We start from the raw sequence: 15,741 nt of genomic DNA on the forward strand, positions 1-15,741 counted from the left end.
CCACCCAAATCAAGGACGATAACAACAATGAAAACCGCTCTCCGCGCCCTGTTCCTGCTCTGCCTGACCTCCCCCGCCTTCGCCGCCGAAAGCCCCATCGGCTTCCAGACCACCACCCTGCTCGACGCGAAAAACCACCGCCCGCTGGAACTGACCGTCTGGTACCCCGCCGCCGCCATCACCACCAAGCCCGAGCTGATCGCCGACAACGCGGTGTTCACCGGCGCCCTCGCCGTGCGCAATGCGCCGGCGGCCAGTGGCGAGCATCCGCTGGTGGTGCTGTCCCACGGTTACGGCGGCAATTGGGGTAAGCAGGCGTGGCTGGCCAGTGCGTTGGCGCATCAAGGTTTTATCGTGGCGGCGGTCAACCACCCCGGCACCACCACCCAGGACCGCAGCCCGCCAGCCGCCGCACAGTTATGGCAACGCCCGGCGGACCTGAGCCGCGCTATTGATGCAGTGCTCGCGCAGCCCAAGCAATTTGGCGCGGTGGCAAGCCAGCGGATTGCTGCGATAGGTCACTCCCTCGGCGGCTGGACCGTGCTGGAAATCGGCGGCGCGCGCTTCGACCCGGACCACTTCGCCCAGGACTGCAACGTGCACCCCAAACTGGGCGGTTGCATCGGTTACCACGAGATGAACCCCGCGGCCACCCCCGAGGGTAAGGCCAAGCTGGCCGGGGATTTGAGCGACAAACGCGTCACCGCCATTGTGGCGTTGGACCTGGGCCTGTCGCGCGGCTTCACCGACGCCAGCCTGGCCGCGCTGCCGGTGCCGGCGCTGGTGATTGCAGGCGGTGTGAAGACCGAGGATATGGACCCTGAATTGGAATCCGCCAATATGGTCAAGCGCATGCCAAAGGCTTCCACGCAGTACGTGGAGATCAGCGACGCGACCCACTTCAGCTTTATGTCGATCTGCAAGCCAGGGGCGATAGCCTTGATAGAAGAGAGTTCGCCGGGGGATGGCATGATTTGCCGGGACGGTGAAGGTGCGCGGCCACGGGCAGAGATTCAGCAGCAGATCGTAGGGTTGATCACTGAGTTTCTGGGGCAAACCGTTCGCGATTAAAAAAGTGGCCCGGCCGCCTCACAGCGCCGGGCCTTTTCACAGCTCATTCAGAACGGCTTGGTCGGCAAATACTTGCCATCCAGGGTAATCACCGCACGCGAGCCGCCATCCGGGTCCTCAACCTTTTTGATATCCAGCTTGAAGTTGATCGCGCTGATGATGCCGTCACCAAACTTCTCGTGCACCAGGGCTTTGAGCGTGGTGCCGTACACCTGCAGCATTTCGTAGAAACGGTAGATCGTCGGGTCGGTCGGCACGCCGTTGCCGAGGCTGCCGCGCAGCGGGATGGTTTGCAGCAGGGCCACGGCGTCGGCGTCGAGGCCGAGGGTGTCGGCGACGGTTTGGGCGGCGTTGGCCGGCAGTGGGTGTTGGCCCAGCAACGCGGCAGTGACGAAGGCTTCGGACAGGCCGGTGCCTTCGGTGATCTGCGCGAAGGACAGGTCTTTGCGGGCCTTGGCCAACAGGATAATGTCGGTCAGGGCAAGGCGAGTGGTCTGGCTGATTTGAGACTGGATCATGGGGTTATCTCCGTGGGTAAAAATAGGCGTAACACAGGTTTAAAAGCACACACTGTCCCTCGTGGCGAGCGGGCTTGCCCGCGTTGGGGTGCGCAGCGGCCCCTCTAAAGGCACTGCGGTTTTTCCTGAAGTAGCTCAGCGTCTGGTTCTGGGGCCGCTGCGCTGCCCAACGCGGGTAAGCCCGCTCGCCACAAGGGCGATTTGCGTTGTTCTTTGATTCGGGCGGGTGGGGTTTTAAACGGCGCGTACTGTCGGGTTTGCGGCCAGGGACACGAATTTGCCGGTGTGGCCATCGAACGCTTCGATACAGCCACTTTCGATGTCATACACCCAGCCATGCAGCGCCACGCGTTGCTCTTCGAGGGCGAGGCGTACCGAGGGGTGGGTCTGGATATTGGCCAACTGCGCGATGACGTTTTCGCGCACCATCGACGCCACCTTGGCCTGCGGGCTCGAATGCTGGCGGGCTTCGTTGACCACGCGGCCGGAGTCGGCGTAACGCAACCAGCCGGCCACGGCGGGCATGTGATCCAGGCATTTGCAGGTGGCGATGGCGGTCATGGCGCCGCAATCGGAGTGCCCGCAGATGACGATGTCGCTGACCTGCAAGGCCGCCACCGCATACTCCACCGAGGCCGAAACACCGCCCGGCTCAGGGCCGTAGGACGGCACGATGTTGCCGGCGTTGCGGATCACAAACAGGTCGCCTGGCTCACGCTGCGTAACCAGTTCCGGCACCAGCCGGCTGTCGGAGCAGGAGATGAACAGCGCCCGTGGGCTCTGCTGGTTGGCCAGGTCTTTGAACAGGCTGGCGCGCTCAGGAAAGGCGTTGCGCTGAAACTTGAGAAAACCGTCGATGATGTCTTGCATGGGCTGGCTCCTTTGAATCGCGAGGCGATGGAACAAAGGTTACGCAGCGCACTTGATAAGGTAAAAGTCTGATATATGATCAAGTACATCAGATAATCTTATGGCTACCGACATGCTTGCCCGACATATCCAGTACTTCCTCGCCGTTGCGCAACACCAGGGTTTCACCAAGGCGGCGGCGGCCTTGCATGTGTCGCAGCCGGCGCTGTCGCAGCAAGTGCGGCAACTGGAAGAGAGCCTGGGCGCGCAGCTGTTCGATCGCTCCGGCCGCAAGACCTGCCTGACCGATGCCGGCGAGGTTTACCTACGCTATGCACTGCGAGCTGCGCAGGAATTGCAGGAAGGTAAACGTGCGATTCATGACGTGGCGGATTTGAGCCGCGGCGCCTTACGCATTGCCGTCACGCCGACCTTCACCACGTACCTGATCGGGCCGCTGGTCGAAGCGTTTCATCAGCGCTATCCGAACATCACGCTGAACGTGCGTGAAGTCGCCCAGGAACAGATGGAGCAGCAACTGCTGGCCGACGAACTGGACGTGGGCATCGCGTTTGACCAGGCCCACGCCCAGGACATCGACGCCGCGCCGCTGCTGGTGGAAACCCTCGCGCTGGTGGTCGGCACGCAGCACCCGCTGGCGCGGGAACAGGCCATCGGGCTGCAGGCGCTGAATGCCGAGTCGCTGATTCTGCTGAGCAGCGAGTTCGCCACCCGCGAGCAGATCGACCGCTACTGCAACCAGCACGCCATCCGCCCGCGCGTGGTGATGGAGGCCAATGTGATCGGCGCGCTGCTTGAGGTGGTGCGCAGGACGCGCTTGTCGACGCTGCTGCCCGCCGCCATCGCGCAGGCACACCCGGAGTTGGTGGCGATTGAGCTGGGGCCACAGCGCTTGCAGCGCACGGCGGTGTTGATGCGGCGCCAAGGGGCTTACCAGTCGGCGGCGGCGCGGGTGTTTATTGAGGTGGCCAGGGAAGTCGGCGCAACGTTTGGCGCATGACCTGGGCGTCACATCGATAGCACTGATGATTACTATCGAATCGCTCGCCTATAGCGTCTGCAAAACCGCTTCCTATAATCGCCTCCCCTTTCTTCCTTGCTGCCTGGCTGTTTCAGGCGGCATTCCTCGTGGAATCCAACACATGCCAAGTGTCAGCCAGGCCTCCAGCGGCCGCCCTGAACATAATCAACAAAGCGTCAAACAGCAGTGGTTGGCGATCCTTTCGGTGGCCGTGGGTGCCTTCGCCCTGGTGACCAGCGAATTCCTGCCGGTGGGCGTGCTCAACGACGTCGCCAGCGACCTCGGCATCAGCGCCGGCCACGCCGGGCTGATGGTGACCCTGCCCGGCATCATGGCCGCCCTCGCCGCCCCGTTGCTGTCGGTGTTCATTGGTGCCATGGACCGTCGTTACCTGCTGATCGGCCTGACGCTGATCATGATCATCGCCAACGCCGTGGTGGCCTACGCCAGCGACTTCAACCTGTTGTTGTTCGGGCGCGTATTGCTCGGCATCAGCATCGGCGGTTTCTGGGCCACGGCCATTGCCCTCAGCGGGCGCCTTGCGCCAAAGGGGGTGGGCGTCGCGAAGGCCACCTCGATCATCATGATGGGCGTGACCCTGGCCACCGTACTCGGCGTGCCCGTCGGCACCTGGCTCAGTGGTTTGATGGGCTGGCGCATGACCTTCCTGGTCACCGCGCTGGTGGGCGTGCCGGTGCTGCTGGCCCAGGTGTTCCTGTTGCCGCAGCTCAAGCCGGAAAAGGCGATTCGTGTGAGTGACCTGCCGGCGTTGTTTATCAACCCACAGGCGCGGGTCGGTTTGATCGCGGTGTTGCTGATCGGCCTCGCGCACTTTGCGGCCTACACCTATGTCGCGCCGTTCTTCAAAAACAGTTCCGGTTTCGACGGCCCGACCATTGGCTCGCTGCTGTTGCTGTATGGCGTGGCCGGGGTGATGGGCAACGTGTTTGCCGGTTTCGCCGCCAACCGCAGCGTGCGTCACACCCTGCTGCTGGTGGCCTTGATGATCGGCACCAGCACCGCGCTGTTCCCGCACTTCGCCACCGGCATGAGCGGCGCGGCGATGCTGATCGCACTCTGGGGCTTCGCCTTCGGCGCGTTCCCGGCCTGCGCCAGCATCTGGATGTTTGTGGTGGCGCCCAAGGATGTCGAACGCGGCATGCCGCTGTTCGTCGCCCTGTTCCAGGTGATCATCGCGCTGGGTTCGTTCTTCGGCGGGCAGATCGTCGACCAAATGGGTAGCGCGGTGTTGTTGAGCCTGGCCACGGCCTTGGTGGGCTGCGGGTTTGTGACCGTGCTGGTGCTGGGGCGTAATGTCAGCAACAGCTTGGCGGCGCAGCCGGGCTAGACCTCTGAGCGGGCGCGAGCTGGTATGATCCGCGCCTGCACTCCCGAGGTAAAACGACATGAACCGCCAGAAAAAACTCCAGCAGCTCTTCAAGGCCAAAGCCAAGAAGGCCAGCGCCAAATTGGCGCCGAAAAGCAAAGACAAATACATCAGCAAAGCCGACCGCGCCAAGCTCGAAGCCGAGGCTGATCAGGCGTCAACCCACGAGGCCGACACGGCTGGCTGAAGGCGTCCCCACCTCGTACTTGCCCCAGATACGCCGCAGATGTCGCGCCGAACCGAAGCCCGCGCGTTCGGCCACGGTTTCCATATCCAAGGTCGACTCACCGAGTAACTCACGGGCTACGGTCAAGCGCAGCTGGTGCAGGTAATCGAGTGGGCTGACGCCGACATGCTCGTGGAACAAGCGCGCCAAGTGACGGCTGCTGGTGCACGCCAGGCTTGCCATGCGGGTCACGGTCCACGCGTCACAGGGGGCAGCAGCGATGGCGTCCTGCACCCGATGCACCGCCGGATGCAGGTGATTGCGCCCGGTGATCCAGGGCGACAACTGCGGGTCGGTGCCGCTGCGGCGCATGTACACCACCATATCCCGCGCCACGGCGCAGGCCAGCCGTGGCCCAGCCAGTTCGGCGACCAGGTGCAGCATCAGGTCGATGCCCGCCGTGACGCCGGCGCTGCAACTGATCGGGCCATCGATAACGTAAAGGCGGTTTTCCAACACCCGGGCCTTGGGCGCCATGGCCTGCAAGGTCGCGCACAACGCGTGGTGGGTGGTGCACTGGCGGCCATCCAGCAGGCCGGCTCTGGCCGCACTCAAGGCGCCCGCACACACGCACACCAACCGCTGGCCCGAGGGCGCGAATACGCTTTGCAGCCATTGCGTCAGCAGCTGGCTGGCCGACTCGAATGCGTGGCGCTGCGCGTGTGTGACCTTCGATGTGGAGCCCACCAACACCACCAGGGTGCCGGGCGCGAGGGTTGGAGGGAGTGGCGCCAACCCACTCAAAGGCAAGCCGATGGACGTTTGCAGGGAGGCCACCGGGCTGACGTACTGCAAGTCAAAATCGATCGCGGCCGGGTCCTCGACTTGGGCGGCAAGGCGCAGTACTTCAGCCGGGCCGGCCAGGTCCAGCATCAGCGCGTTGGGCAACAGCACGAACAGCACCGGCAGGCTCATGGATTCACTCTGCCAATGCCTGGGCAACGCTGACAATGCGGGCAAAGCGCTCTTCCAGCACCAGCTCCGTACGTTCACGAATCTCGTCCGGGGTGTAGACCCGGCCACTGCGCGCGTGGGTCATGGCAAAGGTCAGCGTTGCCTCACTGACAAAGTCCACACTGAAGCCGCTGTCCGACGCCTGCCGCGTGGTGGTTTCGCAGCACTGTTCGGTGCGGATGCCGCTGATGATCAGGTGGGTCACGCCCCGCTCGGTGAGCCGGGCGGCCAGTGGGGTGCCGGCGAAGGCACTGTGGAAGCGCTTGTGAATGACCAGCTCAGGGTTGATCGATAATTCACTCAATGTGCTGACGTTGCCCGATGCCATCGAAAAGTGCCCCTGGTCTTCAACATGGAAGACTTGTATCACCGGGATGCCTTGCTGAACACACCCATCGATAAGCGCCTGTTGTTTTTCCAGGTAAGCCGGCAGGTCATTTTCGGACCAATAGGTTGAATGACGAAATGACTGCTGGGCATCGATGACGATAAGGGCTTTGCGGCGCATGACAGCTCCTGTGGCTTGCATCTAACGGGTCGATGCAAGCCATGCTAGGCCGCCGGGCCGTTGCGCAACAGGCCCACGCCGGACCACTTGCGGACGGATTCGGACAGGTTCAGCAACCGCTCAGCGCGACCTGCGGGCGTTCGCCGGCAAAGAACCAGGGCCGCAAGCGCACGCCCACGCTGTTGCCGATAAACGCGGCCACCAACCATACCCAGCCATGCAGGCTGCCGGAGGCGATGCCGCTGAAATACGCGCCGATGTTGCAGCCGTAGGCCAGGCGCGAGCCGTAGCCGAGCAACAAGCCACCGATCACCGCCGCCAACAGGGAACGCGCGGGGATTTTCAGGCTCGGCGCAAAACGCCCGGCCAGGCCTGCGGCCAGCAGTGCACCGAGGACGATGCCGATGTCCATGACGCTGGTGATGTCTTCCCACACCGGCGCGGCCAGGGCCTTGGCATTGCCAGGCATCTGCCAGAACGCCCAGCTGGCCACATCCACACCCAGGCCGCTGGCGACCTTGGCGCCCCACAAGGCGAAGGCCGAGGTAATGCCCCACGGCCGCCCGGCCAGCGCCAGGGTGGCGTAGTTGAGCAGTGCCAAGCCAATCGCGCCCCATACCAACGGCCATGGCCCGCGCAGGAAACGGCGCAGGCCTTGATGCTCGCTGGTCACGCCTGGTTCGAGCTGACCGTGACGGCCCTTCTCCAAACGTACGGTAACGGCGGCAATCAGACCGAACACCGCCAGGCTCGCGAGCAAGGCCGGCACCACGCCGAAGCTCTTGACGATGGACACCGCCGGGAACGCCGGCAGCGCAAACCACCAGTCAACGTGGTGAGTGGCGATCAGCGAACCGCAGATGAAGAAGAACAACGTCACCAGCATGCGCGCATTACCGCCGCCCACGGTGAACAGCGTGCCCGACGCACACCCGCCGCCCAACTGCATGCCGATGCCGAAAATAAACGCACCAAACACCACCGACACCCCAGCCGGCGCCACCAGCCCGACCACCGGCTGCCCGAACAACGTGCCTGCCCCCAGCGCCGGGAAAAACAGCAGCACCGCCACCGTCAGCATCACCATTTGCGCGCGCAGGCCAGCGCCACGTCGGTCCTTGATAAACACGCGCCAGGCCGAGGTGAAACCGAAGGCAGCATGGTAGAGAGTCAAGCCCAGTGCCGCGCCGACGACCAGCAACAACACCTGGCGCGAGCCGACGCTGTTCTGCAGGAACAGGGCGCCAAGCACCAGAACGATAAAGGCCACCAACGGCGCGAAGGGCTTGCGCGCGGGAGTGAGAGAAACGGAGGTGCTCATGGGGTATCTCGGTTCGTTTGAAAAAGGTGAATTGCGAGGGCCGCGAGTATAAACCCAGAGGACAATGATCGGCTTCAGCCCCCTGCTTTTTGTGGCGATGTATGGCCACAGCAACACCCGTGGCTGGCTGTGTGGCGATGCATGGCCATAGGAATACCCGTGGCGAGCGGGCTTGCCCGCGTTGGGACGCGAAGCGGCCCCGAGTTCAAGCATCGCGGTTCAACTGACAAAACGCGGCGACTGTTTTGGGGCTGCTGCGCAGCCCAACGCGGGCAAGCCCGCTCGCCACAAAGGCGGCGCTGGCTGTGTGGCGGTGTGTGGCCAGAACGACACTGTGGCTGACTGTGTGGCCAAACCAACACCCGTGGCGAGCGGGCTTGCCCGCGTTGGGGCGCGAAGCGGCCCCGGGTTAAAGCACCGCGGTTCAACTGACAAAACGCGGCGACTGTTTTGGGGCTGCTGCGCAGCCCAACGCGGGCAAGCCCGCTCGCCACAAAGGCAGCGCTGGCTGTGTGACGGTGTGTGGCTAGAACGACACCCGTGGCTGGCTGTATGGTCAAACCAACACCCGTGGCGAGCGGGCTTGCCCGCGTTGGGGCGCGAAGCGGCCCCGGGTTCAAGCACCGCGGGTTAACTGACAAAACGCGGCGACTGTTTTAGGGCTGCTGCGCAGCCCAACGCGGGCAAGCCCGCTCGCCACAAAGGCGGCGCTGGCTGTGTGGCGGTGTGTGGCCAGAACGACACCGTGGCTGACTGTGTGGCCAAAGCAATACCCGTGGCGAGCGGGCTTGCCCGCGTTGGGGCGCGAAGCGGCCCCGGGTTCAAGCACCGCGGTTCAACTGACAAAACGCGGCGACTGGTTTGGGGCTGCTGCGCAGCCCAACGCGGGCAAGCCCGCTCGCCACAAAGGCGGCGTTGGCTGTGTGGCGGTGTATGGCCAGAACGACACCGTGGCTGACTGTGTGGCCAAACCAACACCCGTGGCTGGCTGTATGGCCAAAGCAACACCCGTGGCGAGCGGGCTTGCCCGCGTTGGGGCGCGAAGCGGCCCCGGGTTCAAGCACCGCGGGTTAACTGACAAAACGCGGCGACTGGTTTGGGGCTGCTGCGCAGCCCAACGCGGGCAAGCCCGCTCGCCACAATTGGCCAGCTCTGCACAATTGGCCCGCTCTGTACAACTGGCCCGCTTGCCACAACTAGCCGCCTGCCACATCAAGCCGGCTTGCCACGAGGAGTCCGTTCACTACTGGGTCAGCTGCGCCCTACCGACCCCGATACCGGAAGATTGCCCAGCAACTTGAGCCCGGTGCTCTTCACGAAGGTGTCGTAGTCCATCGGTTTCTGAATGCGGGTTTCGGCGTTGGGCAGCACGTAGGCCCAGGCGCGCTGGGACGAGGCGTCGTACACCAGCTTGAACAGGCGCGTCGGCACCCAGACCTGGTTGTCGCCGATGGTGCTATGGCCCGAGTCGAACAGCGGGCCGGTAAACACGTACACATCGCCACCGGCGCGCACGGCGAATTTGCGCACGTCGGCCTCGACCTTGCTCCATATCTTGCGGTTGTTGGTGGGGTCCTGGGGCACCATGTTCGACAGCGCAAAGGACTGCGCCATGGCCTTCGCATCAGGGGCATCGGCGGCCGGCGATTGATGGCCACGGTCCATCGCCGGTTGCTGGCCGTGGTAGTCGCTCAACTCCGCGCGACCACCCTTGGGCAGGCGTGGGTCGGCGTAGAAATGGTTGGTGCGTTCCTCGCCTTTGGCCGCGTTGAGCTGGCGTGCGTTAAGGCGTTCGACCACCACCAATGGCGTCTTGCTGGTTTGCGAATACACCACCGCAAAGTGGTCGGAGCACAGCGCCAACGGCTTCATGCTGGCGGGGACGGTGGCGGTGTTGATCGGTGTTGAAGCGGGAAATATATCGGCGCAGGCGTCAAACGAGAGTCGTTGTTCCTGGCTGGAGTAGAGGTCCATCACACCCCGGGCGTGAGCACCGGTGGCGAGCAGGAAAAAGGCCGACAGGCCGACTGCAATGTTGCGTAAGTGCATGTTTTTAAATCTTATCGTGAGGGATAAACGGGACCTATGGACCCTCACAATGCACTTTAGTGCTGGCCCAGCCCGATCGAATTCCACGCGGCTTCAGCCAGCAACTCGCGATACGCCTGGGGGCTCTGCTTGACCTTGGCCGACAGCCAGGCACGTGAGTAGCTTTCGGCAGCGCCGATGATCAGCGAAGGAATCAGTTCCGCCGGCAGATGGCTGAACGATTCCTTGCGATCGGCGCTGCTCATCCAGTCCTGCAACTGCCGGTTGCGCTGGCGGTTGCGCGCGATCAGCTCGTCCTTGAACGGTCCGTTGGACACCGCAAAGCGACTCTGGAAAACAAAGCGCGCCCAGTCCGGCTGTGCGTCCACCCACTCGACGTAGCTGTACACCAACGCCACCACCCCTTCGCGCGCCGTGCTCGCCGCTTGCAGGAAGCGGTCGCGCAGCACGGCCTGGTCCTCCAGCGCGGCAAAAAACAGCGCGGCCACCAGCCCCTCTTTACTGCCGAAATGATGGTAGATGGCGCCCACGCTGGTGTCGCAGCGTGCGCGAATGGTTTCGATATTGGTCGCCTCGATACCCACCTCGTTAAAACACGCCAGCGCCTCACGCAGGATGTTGCGCTTGAGGTCGCTGCGCCGGCCGGGGAAGGTGCGTTCGATGAGATCGATGGAGTGCATGCAAAGAGGCGCCAAATAAAAGCAGTTTATAGGTTGATCGTCCGGGTTGACACTCGCGACGTTAACGGAATATTGTTCCGTTACAGAATATTATTCTTTTAAGCCAATAAGAGGATATCCCATGAGCCAGACACTCGGCCTGTTCAATAGCGCAGGGCCCGCCGCCTTCAGCCAGATGGTGTGCCAGATGGCACCGTACTTCAGCAGCGTCGCCCCGGAGTTCGTTGAACTGAGCCCAAACCGTGCGGTGGTCAACGTGCCGTTTCGCAAGGAAATCACTAACCACCTCGCCTCGGTGCATGCCATTGCCCTGTGCAACGCCGCCGAACTGGCCGGCGGCACCATGACCGACGTCTCGATACCCGCCGGCGCACGCTGGATTCCCAAGGGCATGACGGTTGAATACCTGGCCAAGGCAAAAACCGCCATTCGTGCGGTGGCCGACGGCAGCAGCATCGATTGGCATACCGCCGGGGACAAGATTGTGCCGGTGGACATCTACGATGAAGGCGACGTCAAAGTGTTTACAGCGCGCATCACCATGAATGTGAAGCTGGCCTAGAACTAGCTCAATGCCCCACGACGGCGGGCCCATCGGCAGACCGCTTCCCCGGTTTGAAGCCATGGGCACGCGCCGTCCACGCGATCACCAACGCGAGCAGCGCCAAGCCCAGCATCGCCCAGGGAAACGCCGCCACACCCCAGCGGTCCAGCAACACCCCGCCCACCACGCCGCTGCCGGCAATCGCGCTGTTCCACGCCACCACGTTCAGCGATAACGCCACATCCGCGCCCTCGCCCGCCGCGTCAGCCAGGGCGGTTTGCAGCAGGGTCGCGGCGCCGCCGAAACTCAGGCCCCACACCGCCACGCCGAGGTAGATCACCTGGGGCACCTTGCCCAGCACGCCAAATACCACACTCACCGCGGCAAACATCACCAGGCTCACCAGCACGGTGTTACGCAGCAGCGGTTCGACCAGCCTCGCGGTGATCCAGATGCCGGCCAACGCCGCAACCCCGAACACCAGCAACACCAGGTCCACGCGCGCGGCCAGGCCCGCCGGCGTCACGAACGGGGCGATGTAGGTGTAGAGAATGTTGTGGGCCAGCATCCAAGTGATCACCACCGCGAGTACCGGACGTACGCCAGGGGTGGTCAACACGCTGCGCAGTGACACGCGTTGATGGGCGGGCTGCGGCGCGTAGTCCGGGACTTTCACCAGCACCCAGGCAATCAGCACCAGGCTCACGGCCGACATCAGGCCAAAGGTCGTGCGCCAGCCCACCAGCCCGCCGAGCCAGGTGCCCAGCGGCACCCCCAGCGACAGCGCAATCGGCGTGCCGACCATCGCCAGCGCCAGCGCCTTGCCCTGTTGATGGGGCGCGACCATACGGCGGGCGTAACCGGCCAACAGGCTCCAGGCCAACCCCGCCGCCACACCGGCAAAGAAGCGCGCCACCAGGGTCACGCCATAGTGCGACGACAGCGCGGTGATCGAGTTGAACAGCAGAAAGCCGACGATGGTCAGCAGCAACACATTGCGCCGGCGCCAGCCACGGGTGGCGATCGTCAGGGGGATCACCGCCAGCACCGAACCCAGCGCATAGGCGGTGACCATCTGCCCGGCCATCGACGGCGATATCGCCAGGCCGTCGCTGATCAGCGGCAACAGGCCAGCGGGCAGGGTTTCGGTGACGATGCAAATGAAGCCGGTCATGGCCAGGGCAAGCAAGGCGCCGATGGGCAGGCGCTCGGATGCGGCCGGTAAGGTCAGTGAGGGGGTCACGGGTAACTCCTTTGGGATTACTTAAATACTGATCGATACAGATGTTGCAGGCGGGCAACCGACATTGTCAACGACTTATGTATCGACTAGTATCTATCTAACTTTGCACCGGAGACCTGCCATGGCACAAATGGGCCGCCCCCGTACCTTCGACCGCGCACAGGCCGTGGAGCAGGCCCTGCACCTGTTCTGGCAGCACGGCTACGACGCCACCTCCCTTGCGCAGCTCAAGGCCGGCCTGGGTGGCGGCATCTCCGCGCCGAGTTTCTACGCGGCGTTCGGCTCCAAGGAAGCGCTGTTCGATGAATGCGTGCAGCGCTACGTGGCGACCTACGCCCAGGTCACCGAATGCCTGTGGGACGAAACCCTGCCCCCGCGCCAGGCCATCGAAACCGCGTTGCGCCAGTCGGTACGCATGCAGTGCGAAGACGGGCACCCCAAGGGCTGCATGGTCGCGCTGGGCGTGATGAGCGCGCCAAGCCCGGAGAATGCGCGGGTGGCGGATGGCTTGACCGAATCGCGGTTACGCACGCGGGCGGGGCTGGTCGCGTGTGTGGAGCGTGCCGTGCGTATGGGCCAGTTGCCGCAGCAGACGCAGGCAACGGTAATGGCCAGCGTGTTCGACAGTTTTTTGCAGGGGGTTTCCCTACTGGCCCGTGATGGGGTGCCCCACGCCACCCTCGACGCGGCGATCAGCCAACTGCTGCTGACCTGGGATGTGGCGGCGTCGATCACCGCGCCCATTCATCGCGACACGCCAGCAAAAAATCCACAAACGCCCGCACCCGATGCGGCACATAGCGCCCGTGGGGATACAACAAGGTAAACGGCCGCGAACGCCCGCCAAACGGCTGCAGCACTTCCACCAGGCTGCCGTCGGCCAATTCCTGCTCGACAATAAACTTGTATGTCTGGAACAGGCCCGCGCCATGCTTGGCCAGGGTTACGCCGCCGAGCACATCGTCGGAGCAGCTGTACCCCGCCGCCCCCGAAAACTCCTGGGGCTTGCCGCCCGCCTGGAACAACCAGGAGATGCGCCGGCCATTGCTCGGCAGTTCATATTGGATGCATTCGTGGTCGGGCAAATCCGCCAGCGTTTGTGGGGTACCAGCGCGTTGCAGGTAGGACGGCGCGGCCACCACCACCAGTTCAGCGTCTTCCAGCAGCCGCGCGATCAACGATGAGTCCGGTTGCGCACGCACGCGCACGGCCAGGTCGTAGCCCTCGGCAACGAAGTCGATATTGCGGTTGCTGATGTGGATATCCACCGTGACCTGCGGGTACAGCGCGCGAAACTTCGGTAGCAACGGCAGCAGGCGGTGGTGCGCGTAGGTGGTCGGAATGCTGATGCGCAACAGGCCGGAGGGCACCGACTGCGCGCCCATCACCTCCTGCTGGGCCTCCACCAACTGGGTCAGGGCTTGGCGGCATTGTTCGAAAAATGTGCGGCCACTGTCGGTGAGGCGAATGCTGCGGGTGGTGCGCACAAACAGGCGCGAGCCCAGGCGTTCTTCCAGGCGCGAGATGCTGCGGCTCACGGCGGCTGGGGTTACACCGGCCACCTGTGCGGCGGCGGTGAAGCTGCTGGATTCGGCGGCAAGGCAGAACAGCTCGATGCTGCCCAGCTGCAAATCTTCGAAATGGCGCTTCATGATTGATTACACCGAATGGCGATTTTAAAGCTGACACCGCCTGTTTATCAGCCCTGATCACATAAATACAGCAACCGCTGCTGGCCACGCTTGCTTTCGCTGATGGCACACCGCCAATCTTGCGAATAATTCTTATCCGCAGACGTATCCCGCCATGTCGGCCAGCAACCTCCCCTTGAACCAGGCTGTCCATGCGCTCTACACCGAGCACCATGGTTGGCTGTTCGGCTGGCTGCGCAAAAAGCTCGGCTGCCCGCATAACGCGGCGGATCTTTCCCACGATACGTTTATGCGAATTCTCACCTCCCGCGATGCCCTCGGCGGCATGCGTGAACCCCGGGCCTTCCTCACCACCACCGCGCGTCACCTGATCATCGACCGCGCGCGCCGCCGCCAGTTGGAAGACGCCTACCTGCGCGAGCTGGCGCTGACCATCGAGATGATGGAACAGTGCCAACAGTCGCCGGAACAGATTCTGGTCACCCTCGAAGCCCTGGAGCAGATCGCCTTTGTGCTCGACGGCCTCGTGCTGAATGCGCGGCAGGCGTTCTTGCTGTACTTCCTCGAAGGCCTGCGTCAAAGCGAGATCGCCAGCCGCCTGGGGATTTCCGAACGCATGGTGCGCAAGCACTTGATGAACGCCCTGATGCACTGCAACCACGCGCTGGACGTATGAGCAGCGACCTCGACCAGCAGGCCGCAAACTGGGTGATTCGCCTCAATGAGGGCAACCTCAGCGAGCGCGAGCAGCAGCAATTCGAGCGCTGGAAAGCTGCCGACCCGCAGCATGGGGCGGCCTTTGAGCGTTTGCAGGGGTTTGTCGGGCGCTTGCAGGCCTTGCGCCCGCAACAGGCCCCGGTGCAGGCTGCGCTGGAAGCCGCGCGGGTACGCCGACGCAACCCGGCCGGGCGTGTGCTGCTGGGCTTGCTGGTGGCGCTGCCGGTGGCCCTGGCGCTGCGGGCCTACCCGCCGAGCTACCTGCTGGCCGACCAGCGCACCGCCCCGGCGCAGTGGCAGCAGGTCAAGCTGGAAGATGGCTCGCAACTGACCCTCAGCGGCAACAGCGCCGTGGACCTGACCTTCAACGGCCAGCAGCGCCAGGTGCGTTTGCTGCGCGGCGAAATCCTGGTGCAAGTGGCCCACGACGCGACGCGGCCGTTTACCGTGGTCACCGAGGACGGCCAGATGCGCGCCCTCGGCACGCGCTTTACGGTCAAGCGTGAGGCTCCGGGCACCTTGCTGAGCATGCTCGAGTCAACCGTCGCCGCCACCGACGCCAGCCAGCATGATGACGTGCAGGTCAGCGCCGGCGAACAGGCGCGCATTACCCCGGACGCGGTGAAACGGCTAGGCAGGATCGACCCGCGCGCCACCGACGACGCCTGGAAACACCATCAACTGGTGGTGCAGGACCGTCCCCTGCCGGAAGCCCTCGACGAGCTCGCGCGCCAATACGGCGGCCATGTTCAGTTCAATCGCCAGCAGTTGGCCGATCTGCGCGTGTCCGCCGTATTGCCGCTGGATAACCCGCGTCGCGCCCTGCAATTGATCGCCGATGGCCTGCCGGTGCGCATCCGTTCGTTCAGCCCGTGGTGGTTGCAGATCGAGCGCCAGGAAAAATAGTTTTACCCGCCGGGTTCCGCTTTTCAGCACTGCCCCGTCAAGGAAGAAAGCACCTCAATAACAGGAAATTCTTC

The 15,741-nt window shown here is 63.8% G+C and carries 17 protein-coding genes; 8 read left to right on the plus strand and 9 right to left on the minus strand.

Translation table 11 applies throughout. The annotated features are described in order from the left end of the window. The first annotated feature begins 27 nt into the window (after positions 1-27). On the plus strand, positions 28-1,071 hold the full coding sequence (locus CXQ82_RS21580) for an alpha/beta fold hydrolase (protein WP_101272205.1): 1,044 nt from the start codon (positions 28-30) through the stop codon (positions 1,069-1,071). 47 nt (positions 1,072-1,118) lie between these two features. Here CXQ82_RS21580 and cynS read toward each other — a convergent pair whose 3' ends face one another. Together cynS and CXQ82_RS21590 are read right to left on the minus strand one after the other, a co-directional pair. Further along, entirely contained in the window at positions 1,119-1,589 is a 471-nt protein-coding gene (gene cynS / locus CXQ82_RS21585; protein WP_101272206.1) for a cyanase, read from the minus strand. Between the two features lie 234 nt (positions 1,590-1,823). Beyond that, positions 1,824-2,459 carry a carbonic anhydrase gene (locus tag CXQ82_RS21590; RefSeq protein WP_101272207.1) on the minus strand — a complete coding sequence of 212 codons (636 nt, stop codon included), beginning with the start codon at positions 2,457-2,459 and terminating at the stop codon, positions 1,824-1,826. A 112-nt stretch (positions 2,460-2,571) separates the two neighbouring features. Here CXQ82_RS21590 and cynR point away from each other — a divergent pair, with 112 nt between their 5' ends. The 3 genes from cynR to CXQ82_RS21605 all read left to right on the plus strand — a co-directional run bounded on the left by cynR (position 2,572) and on the right by CXQ82_RS21605 (position 5,054). Then, the gene (gene cynR / locus CXQ82_RS21595; protein WP_101272208.1) at positions 2,572-3,459 is read left to right on the plus strand and encodes a transcriptional regulator CynR; all 888 of its coding nucleotides are present in this window, start codon (positions 2,572-2,574) and stop codon (positions 3,457-3,459) included. A 142-nt stretch (positions 3,460-3,601) separates the two neighbouring features. Continuing rightward, a complete protein-coding gene (locus tag CXQ82_RS21600) occupies positions 3,602-4,828 on the plus strand; it encodes an MFS transporter (protein ID WP_101272209.1) in 1,227 nt (408 codons plus the stop codon). Positions 4,829-4,886: 58 nt separating this feature from the next. After that, positions 4,887-5,054 carry a DUF2986 domain-containing protein gene (locus CXQ82_RS21605; RefSeq protein ID WP_101272210.1) on the plus strand — a complete coding sequence of 56 codons (168 nt, stop codon included), beginning with the start codon at positions 4,887-4,889 and terminating at the stop codon, positions 5,052-5,054. On the opposite strand, the gene CXQ82_RS21610 is transcribed toward CXQ82_RS21605, so the two are convergent. The 5 genes from CXQ82_RS21610 to CXQ82_RS21630 all read right to left on the minus strand — a co-directional run bounded on the left by CXQ82_RS21610 (position 5,025) and on the right by CXQ82_RS21630 (position 10,605). Next, positions 5,025-6,008 carry a GlxA family transcriptional regulator gene (locus CXQ82_RS21610; protein ID WP_101272211.1) on the minus strand — a complete coding sequence of 328 codons (984 nt, stop codon included), beginning with the start codon at positions 6,006-6,008 and terminating at the stop codon, positions 5,025-5,027. The two genes, CXQ82_RS21605 and CXQ82_RS21610, sit on opposite strands and share 30 nt — an antisense overlap. A 4-nt stretch (positions 6,009-6,012) precedes the next feature. Continuing rightward, positions 6,013-6,555 carry a cysteine hydrolase family protein gene (locus CXQ82_RS21615; RefSeq protein ID WP_101272212.1) on the minus strand — a complete coding sequence of 181 codons (543 nt, stop codon included), beginning with the start codon at positions 6,553-6,555 and terminating at the stop codon, positions 6,013-6,015. Between the two features lie 109 nt (positions 6,556-6,664). Beyond that, positions 6,665-7,876 (minus strand): YeeE/YedE family protein, encoded by a 1,212-nt coding sequence (locus CXQ82_RS21620; protein WP_101272213.1) that lies wholly within the window; start codon positions 7,874-7,876, stop codon positions 6,665-6,667. Positions 7,877-9,127: 1,251 nt separating this feature from the next. Then, positions 9,128-9,925, minus strand: a complete 798-nt coding sequence (locus tag CXQ82_RS21625; protein ID WP_101272214.1) for a DNA/RNA non-specific endonuclease — start codon at positions 9,923-9,925, stop codon at positions 9,128-9,130. Positions 9,926-9,981: 56 nt separating this feature from the next. Further along, positions 9,982-10,605, minus strand: coding sequence for a TetR/AcrR family transcriptional regulator (locus tag CXQ82_RS21630; RefSeq protein WP_101272215.1), 624 nt, complete (start codon positions 10,603-10,605; stop codon positions 9,982-9,984). A 121-nt stretch (positions 10,606-10,726) separates the two neighbouring features. Here CXQ82_RS21630 and CXQ82_RS21635 point away from each other — a divergent pair, with 121 nt between their 5' ends. After that, entirely contained in the window at positions 10,727-11,167 is a 441-nt protein-coding gene (locus CXQ82_RS21635) for a hotdog fold domain-containing protein (RefSeq protein ID WP_101272216.1), read from the plus strand. A 7-nt stretch (positions 11,168-11,174) separates the two neighbouring features. Here CXQ82_RS21635 and CXQ82_RS21640 read toward each other — a convergent pair whose 3' ends face one another. Next, positions 11,175-12,392, minus strand: coding sequence for an MFS transporter (locus CXQ82_RS21640; protein WP_101272217.1), 1,218 nt, complete (start codon positions 12,390-12,392; stop codon positions 11,175-11,177). A 121-nt stretch (positions 12,393-12,513) separates the two neighbouring features. Here CXQ82_RS21640 and CXQ82_RS21645 point away from each other — a divergent pair, with 121 nt between their 5' ends. Next, a complete protein-coding gene (locus CXQ82_RS21645; RefSeq protein ID WP_101272218.1) occupies positions 12,514-13,218 on the plus strand; it encodes a TetR/AcrR family transcriptional regulator in 705 nt (234 codons plus the stop codon). Here the strand turns inward: CXQ82_RS21645 and CXQ82_RS21650 are convergent. Then, positions 13,124-14,044 (minus strand): LysR family transcriptional regulator, encoded by a 921-nt coding sequence (locus CXQ82_RS21650; RefSeq protein WP_101272219.1) that lies wholly within the window; start codon positions 14,042-14,044, stop codon positions 13,124-13,126. The two genes, CXQ82_RS21645 and CXQ82_RS21650, sit on opposite strands and share 95 nt — an antisense overlap. Positions 14,045-14,198: 154 nt before the next feature. Between CXQ82_RS21650 and CXQ82_RS21655 the strand changes: the two genes are divergently transcribed. Together CXQ82_RS21655 and CXQ82_RS21660 are read left to right on the plus strand one after the other, a co-directional pair. Further along, positions 14,199-14,720: a sigma-70 family RNA polymerase sigma factor gene (locus CXQ82_RS21655; RefSeq protein WP_101272220.1), complete on the plus strand. Its 522-nt coding sequence runs from the start codon at positions 14,199-14,201 to the stop codon at positions 14,718-14,720. Beyond that, positions 14,717-15,667 carry a FecR family protein gene (locus CXQ82_RS21660; protein ID WP_101272221.1) on the plus strand — a complete coding sequence of 317 codons (951 nt, stop codon included), beginning with the start codon at positions 14,717-14,719 and terminating at the stop codon, positions 15,665-15,667. The genes CXQ82_RS21655 and CXQ82_RS21660 overlap by 4 nt, the downstream gene beginning before the upstream one ends. Positions 15,668-15,741 lie beyond the last annotated feature (74 nt).

The organism is Pseudomonas sp. S09G 359 (assembly GCF_002843605.1).
In the GTDB taxonomy this organism is placed as follows: domain Bacteria; phylum Pseudomonadota; class Gammaproteobacteria; order Pseudomonadales; family Pseudomonadaceae; genus Aquipseudomonas.